At 32.9% G+C, this 11,755-nt stretch carries 12 protein-coding genes; 8 read left to right on the top strand and 4 right to left on the bottom strand.

The window, feature by feature from the left end; genetic code table 11:
• On the bottom strand, positions 1–608 hold a 608-nt coding region (locus HMPREF2801_RS04720), incomplete at its 3' end, for a neutral zinc metallopeptidase (RefSeq protein ID WP_246829976.1).
• 96 nt (positions 609–704) lie between these two features.
• Here HMPREF2801_RS04720 and HMPREF2801_RS04715 point away from each other — a divergent pair.
• Positions 705–1,592 (top strand): diacylglycerol/lipid kinase family protein, encoded by an 888-nt coding sequence (locus HMPREF2801_RS04715; protein WP_070610843.1) that lies wholly within the window; start codon positions 705–707, stop codon positions 1,590–1,592.
• Complete coding sequence (locus tag HMPREF2801_RS04710; protein ID WP_070610840.1) at positions 1,589–2,236, top strand: aspartate/glutamate racemase family protein; 648 nt, start codon at positions 1,589–1,591, stop codon at positions 2,234–2,236. The genes HMPREF2801_RS04715 and HMPREF2801_RS04710 overlap by 4 nt, the downstream gene beginning before the upstream one ends.
• A gap of 279 nt (positions 2,237–2,515) precedes the next feature.
• Here the strand turns inward: HMPREF2801_RS04710 and HMPREF2801_RS04705 are convergent, their stop codons facing one another.
• Positions 2,516–4,405, bottom strand: a complete 1,890-nt coding sequence (locus HMPREF2801_RS04705) for an ABC-F family ATP-binding cassette domain-containing protein (protein ID WP_070610838.1) — start codon at positions 4,403–4,405, stop codon at positions 2,516–2,518.
• 360 nt (positions 4,406–4,765) lie between these two features.
• Positions 4,766–5,515, bottom strand: coding sequence for an IclR family transcriptional regulator (locus HMPREF2801_RS04700; protein ID WP_070610836.1), 750 nt, complete (start codon positions 5,513–5,515; stop codon positions 4,766–4,768).
• A 429-nt stretch (positions 5,516–5,944) separates the two neighbouring features.
• On the opposite strand from HMPREF2801_RS04700, the gene HMPREF2801_RS04695 reads away from it, so the two are divergent.
• Both HMPREF2801_RS04695 and HMPREF2801_RS04690 read left to right on the top strand, forming a co-directional pair.
• Positions 5,945–6,220: an autorepressor SdpR family transcription factor gene (locus HMPREF2801_RS04695; protein ID WP_070610834.1), complete on the top strand. Its 276-nt coding sequence runs from the start codon at positions 5,945–5,947 to the stop codon at positions 6,218–6,220.
• A complete protein-coding gene (locus tag HMPREF2801_RS04690) occupies positions 6,210–6,851 on the top strand; it encodes an SdpI family protein (protein ID WP_070610832.1) in 642 nt (213 codons plus the stop codon). The genes HMPREF2801_RS04695 and HMPREF2801_RS04690 overlap by 11 nt, the downstream gene beginning before the upstream one ends.
• Positions 6,852–6,900: 49 nt before the next feature.
• Here the strand turns inward: HMPREF2801_RS04690 and HMPREF2801_RS04685 are convergent, their stop codons facing one another.
• On the bottom strand, positions 6,901–7,830 hold the full coding sequence (locus HMPREF2801_RS04685; protein ID WP_070610830.1) for a LysR family transcriptional regulator: 930 nt from the start codon (positions 7,828–7,830) through the stop codon (positions 6,901–6,903).
• Between the two features lie 218 nt (positions 7,831–8,048).
• On the opposite strand from HMPREF2801_RS04685, the gene HMPREF2801_RS04680 reads away from it, so the two are divergent.
• Genes HMPREF2801_RS04680 through HMPREF2801_RS04665 form a run of 4 tightly spaced genes read left to right on the top strand, consistent with a single transcriptional unit; the run spans position 8,049 to position 11,666 of the window.
• A complete protein-coding gene (locus tag HMPREF2801_RS04680; protein ID WP_070610828.1) occupies positions 8,049–8,900 on the top strand; it encodes a DUF6282 family protein in 852 nt (283 codons plus the stop codon).
• Between the two features lie 2 nt (positions 8,901–8,902).
• Positions 8,903–9,898: a TRAP transporter substrate-binding protein gene (locus HMPREF2801_RS04675; RefSeq protein ID WP_070610826.1), complete on the top strand. Its 996-nt coding sequence runs from the start codon at positions 8,903–8,905 to the stop codon at positions 9,896–9,898.
• A gap of 14 nt (positions 9,899–9,912) precedes the next feature.
• Positions 9,913–10,386, top strand: a complete 474-nt coding sequence (locus tag HMPREF2801_RS04670; protein WP_070610824.1) for a TRAP transporter small permease — start codon at positions 9,913–9,915, stop codon at positions 10,384–10,386.
• Entirely contained in the window at positions 10,383–11,666 is a 1,284-nt protein-coding gene (locus HMPREF2801_RS04665; RefSeq protein ID WP_070610822.1) for a TRAP transporter large permease, read from the top strand. The genes HMPREF2801_RS04670 and HMPREF2801_RS04665 overlap by 4 nt, the downstream gene beginning before the upstream one ends.
• The last annotated feature ends 89 nt before the right edge of the window (positions 11,667–11,755 follow it).

Raw genomic sequence — 11,755 nt, 5'->3', positions numbered from 1 at the left:
ACGACGCCTGCTAGGTAGTCTGCTTGCAATTCTAGTCTAACTGTCAGCGCATTTCTCTCCTCTTCAGAAAGTTTTCCCATAAGCTCTTGGTACTGGTCCATAATTCCCGTCACTTCTTGGACATGGTGACCAACCTCGTGGCTAATTACATAGGACAAGATAAAGTCGCCCTCATCTGCACCAAAGTCTCTTATAAGTGAATCGTAAAAGGATAGGTCCATGTATATTGCCTCATCTCTTGAGCAATAAAAAGGTCCCATGCCTGCACTGGCAAGGCCGCAGCCAGACTTCACTTGACCCTTAAAGATCTTTAGCTGAGGCTCCCTATAATTTACACCTTCATTTTTTAATATTTCATGCCAAGCGTCCTCTGTATCTGCAAGAACTACGGCTGAATAATCGTATAAGTCCTCTTCCTTTTGTGAAAGTTCATAATTTTGTGTCGTAGAAGGCTCTGTGCCTCCAAAGCCAGAGCGAATTGCGTCCATTGGATTTCCCGTAAGTAAAAAAACTATTAGTGCCACTAGAAGTCCACCGCCACCAAGGGCTACTCCGCCACCTTTACTTCTGCTGACATTTGAACTTTGCCTTCTTCCTTTCCATTTCATAATATCCCTCCTTTTTTGTTTTTACCCAAAAAGCCACGAAAGAACTCTATTGGAATAAATTTCACCATATAATATAATTAATTATAAGTGGTGAATATGAAAAAGCTTTTTATAATAAGTTCTAAATCTGGCAGGTCCTATGACAAGGCCTTTGCAAGAGAACTTTTAAAATATTTTGATAAAGATGAAATTAAAATTACAGAGAAAGCCGGAGACACAGTGAAATTTGCCCAGGACTTTAGGGACAGGGGCGGCGAAATTTTATACATAAAGGGTGGCGACGGAGCCCTATCTGAAGTTGCCTCTGCCCTTTGCGGGAGCCAGACTTCTCTTGGACTTATACCTGGCGGCACAGGCAACGACTTTTCAAAAAATTTTTCTTACCATAATTTTAAGTTAGAAAATATTTTTGATTATGAAATTGCTCCCATTGACTTAATAGAAGTGAACGGCAAAATTTGCATCAATGTCACAAGTCTTGGCTTTGACACCAATGTCTTGAAGTATGCCTATGACATAATGAAGAGGAAAAAGCTTGGAGGCAGGCTGGGATATTTTTACGGAGTGGTAAAATCTGTAATGAATTTGGAAAATGTAGACTTAAAAATTTCCTGTCTTGATGAAAAAAATGAAGAAGTAAATTTATCTGGTAGCTTTTTAATTTCCGCCCTTTGCAACGGATCTTATTATGGCAATGGCTTTAACCCAGCACCAAAGGCAAAAATTGACGATGGTCTTTTAAATTTAATTTTGGCAGAGAAGATGAGTCCCCTAAGGATAGCAAGCTTATTTACTTCCTACAGGAGGGGAGACCACCTTGGGAAAAGTGGTGTGAGAGAAATTTTAACTAGGTCAGGGAAAATTTCAGCGGACAGAGATTTTTTATATAACATTGACGGAGAAATTTATTCTGCAAGGGATCTTAACTACAGAATTTTGGAGAAAAAACTTAAATGGATTTATTTTAAAGGAGTGAAAAAATGAAAGTAGGAGTATTCGCAGGAACTTATGTGGACACAAAAATGGGAGTGGACCTTTTAAATAAAAGGGGCTTTGAGCCACTGAGCTTTCCAATTTCCAAGAACCCAAAGGACCAATCCGCCCTTCAATATTATTCAAGAGAAGAGCTGACAAATATTGTTGAAGAAAAAATAAGGGAGGCAAAAAAAGAGGGGGCTGAAAAAATTTTTATCTACTGCAATTCCCTTTCTGCTTCTATATATGTGGAAGGCTTAACCCGCCGTCAGAGTATGGAAATCATCACTCCCTTGGACTTTTATAGAAATCTTGACACTTCCTATGAAGACCTAGTGATCCTGGCAGCAAATTCAAAATCAGCCCACGGCATAGATAAAATTTTGTCAGAAAAAACTTTTAGAAACACAATTGCAATAGGGATCCTTGCCCTTGTAGAAGAAATTGAAAAGAAAACTTCGCCTGAGGAAATTGTCAAGAGGCTTGGACTAAGAGAGCTCTTTAACTTTTTTAACAAGATGGAAAGAAGACCCAAGGCAATAATTTTAGGCTGCACTCACTTCCCTTACATGAAGGAAGAATTTGAAAAACTGACAGAAATTGAAATTTTAGACCCTGCAGAGGACATGATTAAAAGACTAAATAATAAATAAGACAAAGAGCTGTTTTTAGGCAGCTCTTTTATCGTTTATACACAAAAGTTGATAACTTTTGGCGAATTGTGGATAAGATTGTATATTTTTTGTAAAAATCCAGTTAATAATTGGAAAATATAGACATTTTTTATGTTTAATGATAATTTTTTCAAAATGTGCATGAATTGTGCACTATTTTTCAAGACAGACCTTTATTAACCTGTGGATAATGTGCATAAGATTGGGGATAAAGTAGTCATCGCAAAAAGTCCTGTGGAAAAAAATTTTTGAAATCTTTTAATTTTCTTCCAATTCCATCCAAGCTTCATAGAGGTCTTCTAAAGTATTTGCAAGGCTTTGGCGCTCTATTGATAAATCATTTGCTAGTTGATAATCGCTGTAAGTCTCTTGATCTTGCAGTTTGTCATCGATTGTGGATAACTTTTCTTCCGTGTCTGAAATTTCTTTTTCAAGCTTTTCTTTTTCTTTGCGAAGGGCTCTATTTTTTTTGCGGACTTCTCTCTCCTCACGCTTTTCCTTGGCAATTTCTGTCTTGGACTTGTAGTCATCATCAAGACTTTCAGTTTCAGTGGTCTTTTCTAGGTAATAATCGTAATTGCCCAAGAAGACATTTATGCCGTCTTCCTTCATTTCAAAAATTTTGTCCACAGTCTTGTTTAAAAAATACCTGTCGTGAGAAATGGAAAGAACAGTGCCCTCATATTTTAAGAGGGCGTCTTCAAGGATTTCCTTTGAGTCAATGTCTAAGTGGTTAGTTGGCTCGTCAAGGACAAGGAAGTTTGCACCCTTTAACATAATTTTTAGAAGGGATAGTCTTCCACGCTCGCCGCCGGAAAGTTCATCTACAGTTTTAAAAATGTCATCGCCTACAAAGAGAAACTCTGCCAAATATTTTCTGATTTGAAAATGCTCAAGCTTTGGAAATTCGTCCCAGATCTCGTCCATGACAGTCTTGTCTAAATTTAAGTTGTCAAGCTCTTGGTAGAAGAAGGCTATGTCCACATTAGACCCAATTTTAACTTCGCCAGAGCTTGGACTAAGTTCCCCTGCAATAATTTTAAAGAGGGTGGACTTGCCAACGCCATTGGGACCAATTAAGCCAATTTTATCCTTTTTGTAGACAAAGGCATTTAAGTCGTGAAAAACTAAGTGGTCGCCAAAGGATTTTGAAAGGTCCTTTATCTCCAAGACATCTCTGCCTGAAGTTTTATTGGTTGCAAAGGAAAGATTTGTCTTTTTATTAGATGCAGGCATTTCAATTTTTTGCATCTTGTCCAGCATCTTCTTCCTGCTCTTGCCTTGCTTGATAAACCTGTCGCGACCAAGATTCATGTATCTCTTTATAATTTCTTCCTGCCTCTTTATTTCCTTTTGCTGGTCTTCATACTGCCTCTTCAAGACTTCAAAATCTTTTTTTCTCTGTCTCATGTAGTTGTCGTAGTTGCCAGTATAAGTTTTAGTCTCGCCCTTTTCTAGGAGGACAATTTTTGAGACAATATTATTTAAAAAATATCTGTCGTGGCTGATAATAATAATTGCCTTGTCAACATCCTTTAAATATTTTTCCAGCCAAGAAATTGCATCAATGTCCAAGTGGTTGGTAGGCTCGTCAAGGAGAAGTAGGTCGGCATCTTCAAGTAGGAGCATGGCAAGAGCCACTCGTGACTTTTGCCCACCAGATAGGGTTTTTATGTCCTTGTCAAAATCATCTTCACTAAAGCCTAGACCAATTAAAGTTCCCCTAATCCTTGAGTGAAAGGAGTAGCCCTCTCTCTTATGAAACTCGTCTTGCATCTTTTGATACTTATTTAGCTCCTCTTCCAAGTTTTCTGGATTTTCAGCAATAATATGCTCTTGGGCTCTCAAATTTTTCTCAAGCTCAATTAAATCAGAAAAAATAGAAAGGCAGTTGTCATAAATGCTGCCTTCTTGATGAAGATTTAGCTGTTGCTCTAAGTAGCCGATTTTTAAATCTTTTTTTCTAAAAATTTCTCCTTCATCGTAGGAGAGATTTTCTGTAATTATATTAAAAAGAGTGGACTTGCCACTGCCGTTAATTCCAATAAGGCCAATTTTGTCGCGGTCTTCCACTATTAAATTTCCATCTCTAATAGTTTCCTCGTCTATGTAGGATTTTTTTATATTCGTTAAACTAAGTATTGGCATAATGACCTCCTAACTACATTTTAACAAATAATGAATCTCATTAAAAGACAGAGACCCGGCTGAAAAATTTTATAGGGAAATAAAATCAAAAAAACAGCAAATTTTGACTTAATTTTGTGTATTCTAGCAAATAAAATCAAAAAAAGGCAAAATTTTGATTTTATTATGAAATTTTCAAAGAAAAAAATCAAAAAACGAGATAATTTTAATTTTATCTTCTAAATTTTTCATGAAAAAATCAAAAAATCATAAAAATTTAAATTCACAAAAATATAATAATTCAAAAAATTTTAAGCCAGCAAAAGAATTTAGGCAAAGAAAAAAGTTGTGCCCTTGACACAACTCATAATAATAAAAATATTAAGCTTCAGAATATCCTAGATTTTTTGAAAATTCTATGCCGCAGTTTTTCACTGCCTCTATATATTCTTTTTTTGTAGCTTCTGTAACTCTTTCCTTAGGAATTACTACGCCAATTGCTCCCACGAGGTTCTCCTTATAATTAAAGACTGGAGCTCCAATGCCAATGGCATCTTCAATGTATTCCGAGTCGGAAACAGAAATTTTTTTGTTCCTAATGTCTATTAAATCTTTTTTTAAGGCTGCCTTATCTACTGGCGCGTCTAAGTAGTCAGAAAGATCCTTTTCTAAGTAATAATCGATATATTCCTTGGGCTGAAAGGCCAAGATTGTCTTTCTAATTGCCCCCTTGTGTAAATCTATTTCTATTCCAAAATTTTCTACGATTTTTAGGGTATGCTTGCCTTCAGACTTTGAAAGCATTAGCCCCTTGTCACCAGATTTTATTATAAAAAAGGAATCTTCCATGGTGATTTCAGATAAATTTTCTAGGACAGATTTTCCCACAGCTTGTGGATCTAGCTTTGAGGATGCCTTTATGCCAAGAGGGATAAGGGCAGGTCCAAGAGCATAGAGGTGGGTCCTCTCGTCCTTTGATACATAGCCCACCTCGATTAGGGTGGACAAAATTCTATGAGCTGTGCTTGGCGGTATATTTAAAAATTCAGAAATTTCTGCAATTGTAAGTTCTCGGTTTTCATTTTTTAATATGTCTAAAACCTTGGCTGCTTTTACTAAACTTTGGATCATTTTTTCACCTTCCTCTAAAATTATATCATATACTGGAAAGTATTTCACTAAAAGAAATAATCTTGGGAAGAAATTATTGTGACTTAAAAAAATTCTTAATTGAAAAAATTTTTTAATTGCTAAAATTTTTGAGGGCGAAATAATTAGGATTCGTTAAATAATTTTTAATGGAAAAAAATTTTTTGAATAAGAAAAAATTATGAATCGGTAAAAAATTATGAAACAGTAAAAATTTTATGATCAAGAAAAAAATATGAGCCAAGAAAAAATTATGAGTTTGTAATTAATTTTTAATCCGGGAAATTTTTCCCCTCAATTAAAAAAAAACTACTTCGAAAAAAATCAAAATAGTCTTGAATTTTGTAAAAAATTTTATATAATAAAATTAATAGTTTAGATAATTATCGAAATAGACATAGAAGGTGAAACATGTTTTCTGATACTTTTAAGGCCCTATCTGATCCTGTAAGGCTTGAAATTTTAAATATGCTAAAAAGAAATGGGAGGATGAATGCAGGAGAGATTGCTGATAACTTTGATTTATCCAAGGCGACAATATCCCATCATCTAAAAATGCTAAAAGACCAGGATTTGATTTACGAAACTAAAGAGAAGAATTTTATTTATTACGAACTAAACACTTCAGTATTCGAAGATATACTGACTTGGATAGTAAAATTTAGAGGAGAAGACAATGAAAAATAAATTTAGATTTAGGAAAAACAGTATAATTTCATTAATAGTATGTATCTTAATTGTAATAATTTTTAATGCCCTATTTTATAATAAAATGCCAGCAGAGCTTCCAACTCACTGGAATTTTCAAGGTCAAGTAGATAAATACAGCTCAAAGTTTGATGCCATGGTAATGACCCCGGGATTTTTAACTATCATGAATTTATTCCTCTGCTTTATGCTTGACAATGACCCAAAAAATGAGGGACAAAATAATTTTCTAATGATTATAGGTAAGATGTCCATGCCAATAGTCATGTCTGTAGTCTATATTATTACGGTCTTAGCTGGACTTGGTAGAGAGGTAAATACATCAGTCATAATATCTCTTTTCTTGGGAGCCCTTTTTATAGCAATTGGAAATTATATGCCAAAGGTCAAGAGGAATTACACTATGGGCATAAAACTTCCTTGGACCTTAAATAGCGATGAAAATTGGAGGAGGACTCACAGACTTGGTGGAATTTGCTTTATAATAGTTGGTCTTTCTTTAATCCTTTCAGTATTTTTAAAAAGTGAAATAGTGTTTTTAGTTCCACTTTTTCTTGGTGCAATAATTCCTGCAATTTACTCTTATTACCTTTACACAAAGGGAATCTAAAAAAAGAATCGTTACAAAAGTAAAATTATGCTTTTGTAGCGATTCTTTTTTATAAAGTATTATTTGAAAATTCTAGTAACTCTTCTTTTAATAATGAAATAAAAGCTTTTAAGTATAATGGTTTTTCCAAATAAGGATTTGAAACAATATCAACTCGGAGAGGATAATTAAAATCTTTAATAGGGAAAAAGTATATTTCATCATTTTGTAAAAAATTATTTGCTAACATTCTTGGAACAATTGCAGATGTAACATTGTTTAGGCATAGATCTATTTGTACATCGCACTCGCTAGTATGACACACAACATTATTCAATTCTATTCCATGGGTTATTAAGTGCTGCTGTAGCAGTGTATTTAATGCACCGGTTTCATTATAAAAAGTCATAGGGATATTCTGAAAATATTTTAAATCAACACCTTTTCTAAAATTTTTTAAATCATATTGTGAGAAATTATTTATAAACATTTTTTTATTTATTACTAGATATAAATAATCTTCGCAAACATGTTCAATATGAAGACCTAAATTTAAACTAGTATTTATTCCTAGAAAAATATCTAGTTTGTTATGCAATAAATTTTTTTCAAGGATTTTAGTATCGCCACTAAAGAATGAAATCTCAACATTTGGAAAAAGTTCATGATATCTTTTTAGTAATAATGGTATTAACAATTTAGATCTTGTAGTGCTCATACCAACAGAAAAAGAACCTTTTCTTTCGTTAGAAAAATCTGAAATACTTTTCATAAGATTTTTTTCAATCATTTCTATATTATTTAATGAATTAAAAACAACTTCCCCAGCAGGTGTCAAATGCATATAAGGGTTCCTGTGAAACAATTTTGTACCATATTCTTCTTCCATTCTTTTAATGTGATCACTGACACATTGTTGAGTTACAAAAGCTCTTTTCGCAGCTTTACTTATACTTAAAGTTTCTGCAACTAATAAAAAAATTTTTTGGTTTTGAGTCATAAAGCACCTCACAATAAAAATATTAAGCAAAATAGAAAATAACAATTATTTTCTTGAATTAAATATTAAACAATAAAAAATCTAATTACATAGTAGCATTATATCAATATAAAGCATAATAAAACAAGTTAAATATTGTTAATTTTAAAAATATACTTGTTTTATTTTTATGAAAAGGATTGCTAAAGTTAATATTAGATAAGGGGGTTTGAATTTTTATGAAAAACTCAATAAAAGAATTTGTCGAAGGTTCATATGATTTACATGTTCATTCAGCTCCTTCTCATGTAAAAAGAACAATTGATGATATTGATTTAATTAAGAAAGCTAGTACTTATAAAATGGCTGGAGTTTTGATTAAAAATCATTATGAACCAACAAGTGGAAGATCTGAGTTAATAAATACACATTTCAATTTTTTTACAAAAGCTTATGGTGGAGTTGTTTTGAATAGTACAGTTGGTGGAATTAATCCATACGCATGCGAAAGTGCACTTAAAATGGGTGCTAAAATTGTATGGCTACCAACTAGAGATGCAAAGAATTCACTGAGATATGGAAACATGAAAGGTGATTTTTTTAACAGAGAAGGAATATCTGTTGTTGATGATAAGGGTAAGCTTATTAAAAGTTTCAAAGAAGTTGTAGAGGTTGTTAAAAAATATGATGCAACTTTAGCTACAGGGCACATTAGCTTTGAAGAAAGTTTAAAGGTATGTGATTATGCCATTAAAAAAAATGTAAAAGTTGTTTTAACTCATCCAGACTGGAATAGAACAAAAATACCTATAGATATTCAAATTGATTTGGGTAAAAAAGGGGTTTTTATAGAAAAGGTTTGGGCAAATTTGGATGATGGAGATTGTAGTGCAGATGAATTTTTAAATGTAATGAATCAATTGGATTTTAATAATACATTTATTACTACAGATAGAGGGTACTACACAAAAAAGCCACCATTTGAATCTTTGGTAGATTGTATAGAGTTTCTTATTGAAAAAGGAGTTGATGGTAGAAATATTGAAAAGATATTAAAAATAACGCCTAAAATTATCGTGGAAGGAGTATAAAAATGAAAAGAGTAATAAAAATATCTTTAGTGCTAATATGTTTTCTAATGTTAGTAGGGTGTTCAAAAAAAGATGATGGAAAAAAAGTTTTTCAAATTGGATTTACAACTGCGCCAGTTGAAAACGATCCCTACTATATTTTTGCAAAAACTTTTTCTGACATTGTAAAAGAAAAAACAAATGGAAATATAGTAATAGATATAAAGGGATCTGGACAATTGGGTCAAGAAGGAGAAATGTTCACAGGAATGCAAATAGGAACAACTGATATGGCTATAATGACCAATGCATATATCAGCGGTTACATACCTCAAGCGGGACTTTTTGATTTACCTTTTATTTTTAAAGATGGAAAAGAAGCAGCTAGAGTTTTAAGTGGAAAACTTGGAGATGAAATATTAAAAGGATATGAAGATTATGGTATAGAAGGTCTTGCTTATGGAGAAGGAGGATTTAGACATTTAGTAACTTTAAAAAATGAAGTAAAGAAGCCAGAAGACTTCCATGGATTGAAGATAAGATGTATGGAGACCGACACTTATATAGCGACATATCAGGAGCTTGGCACAAATGCAGTGCCTATGGCATGGTCAGAAACAATAACTGGTTTGCAACAGGGAACTATAGATGGTTTAGATATACCAGTTAGTGTAATTTATACAAATGGATTTGCAGACATTGCAAAGTATTTAAACATGACAGGACATTTTTATTCACCTTTAATTCTTTGTGTTTCAAAAAATATTTATGATAAATTAGATTCTGAAGAACAAAAGATTCTAAAAGAAGCTGCAATCGAAGCTGGTGAAGCCACAAGAAAAAATAATGCAAGTTTAGAGCCTAATATGCTTGATGAGATGGAAGAAAAAGGTATGACAATTGTTCGAGATGTCGATAAAGAAGCTTTCCAAAAAGCATTTAGAGATTTTTATGACAAGAGAGCTGAGGGAATAGGTAAGGAATATTTAGATAAATTAAGAAAAGAACTTAATTTCTAAGAAAGGAGAAATTTATGGAAAAAGCATACAATATTGTAACAAAAATTTTAAAGTTTGCAATAGTAATTGTTTTTAGTATTTTAGTGGCAGCCTGTGTTCTTCAGGTTTTTACTAGATTTGTTCTAAACTCTTCTTTATCTTGGACAGAAGAATTAGCTAGATATACTTTTATTTGGGCTAATATGCTTGGAGCAATTTTATGTACTAAGAATAAAAGTAATGCGACAGTAAGTGTAATAACGGATAACTTAAGCTCTAAAAATCAAGACATATTAAGAAAAATTGTTAATATACTATCTATATTAATAGGTTTGATACTTTTGTTTTATGGAACTAGAGTTGCATGGGCAGTTAGAACTCAATTAAGTCCTGCACTTAGAATTAGCATGAGTTTTGTTTATGGTGCAGCACCTATATTTGGAGCATTGTTAATTTTTTATTGCGTGTATGATATGTGTTCTTCAAAAAATAATGAGGTGATCAAATGATAGGTATTATGTTTATTGTAATGTTTGCTTTGATTTTTATTGGACTTCCAGTGTATTTGTCAATTTTAGGATCAGGAAGTATGTTTTTAATAGCGACAGGAATAAAACCACTTTTGTTAGTCAGTCAAAGGATGACAACAGGGCTAGATTCTTTCCCATTATTAGCCATTCCTCTTTTTGTATTAGTGGGAGAATTAATGGATAGGGGAGGAATTTCTAAGAGAATGATAGATTGGGCAGATTCATTAATGGGATGGGTACCTGGAGGCTTAGGAGTAGTAACAATTGTATCTTGTGCTATTTTCGCAGCCCTAACTGGATCTGGTCCAGCAACTGTAGCAGCCATTGGATCGATAATGATACCATCATTAACAAAGACTGGCTATGATAAAAAAACAGCAGCAGGTATGGTTGCGGCAGGTGGAGCTTTGGGACCTATAATTCCTCCTAGCATACCCATGATCATCTATGGAGTTACTATGGGATTATCTATACCAAAAATGTTTATTGCTGGTATTCTTCCAGGAATAGTAATGATGCTATTACTAACATTAGTTAATTTTATTCTTATAAAAAATAAACCAGAAATATTAAAAAATAGAGAAAAATTTAGCTTAAAAAGATTGTTAAAGAGTACATGGTCAGCATTAGGTGCGTTATTGTTACCTATTATAATATTAGGAGGAATATACTCAGGTGTATTTACTCCAACAGAAGCCGCGGCAGTGGGAGTTGTTTATGCATTATTACTTGGATTTTTTATATACCACGAAATACAAGTAAAAGATTTACCTGATGCATTACTTAAAGCTATGGAAACAGCTGCAATGGTTGGAATAATAATGGGAGCCGCAAATTTACTATCTTGGATCATGTCAGTTAATAATTTTGGAGATATGGTAACCAATGCCTTAGGTTCATTTATAACTACTAAATATTCTTACTTAATTGTGTTAATGATATTATTATTCTTTGTTGGAGCTTTGATGGATACAGTAGCAGCAATAATTATATTAGCGCCTGTACTAGTTCCTTTTGGTATAGAACTTGGAATAGATCCACTTCACTTGGGAATGATATTTGTAATTAATTTGGTAATAGGATATGTTACCCCACCTTTCGGTTACAATTTATTTACAGCGCAATCAATAACAGGATTAAAATTCAACGATATAGTTAAGGGTGTAATACCTTTCTTAATAATTGAACTGGTATCAGTACTATTGTTTGCTTTTGTTCCAAATATAATTTCATTTTTACCAAATATATTGGGACTTTAAAATTTAAAAGTTGACTAATGAAAAAGCCTCTAAGTTATACAACTTGGAGGCTTTTTGTGGTGACCCCATAAAGTTGGACCTAATACCAG

Source organism: Peptoniphilus sp. HMSC062D09, from assembly GCF_001811425.1.
GTDB lineage: Bacteria > Bacillota > Clostridia > Tissierellales > Peptoniphilaceae > Peptoniphilus_A.
The sequence above is the reverse complement of the archived record's forward strand: the minus strand, read 5'-3'. Positions and strand labels throughout refer to the sequence as shown.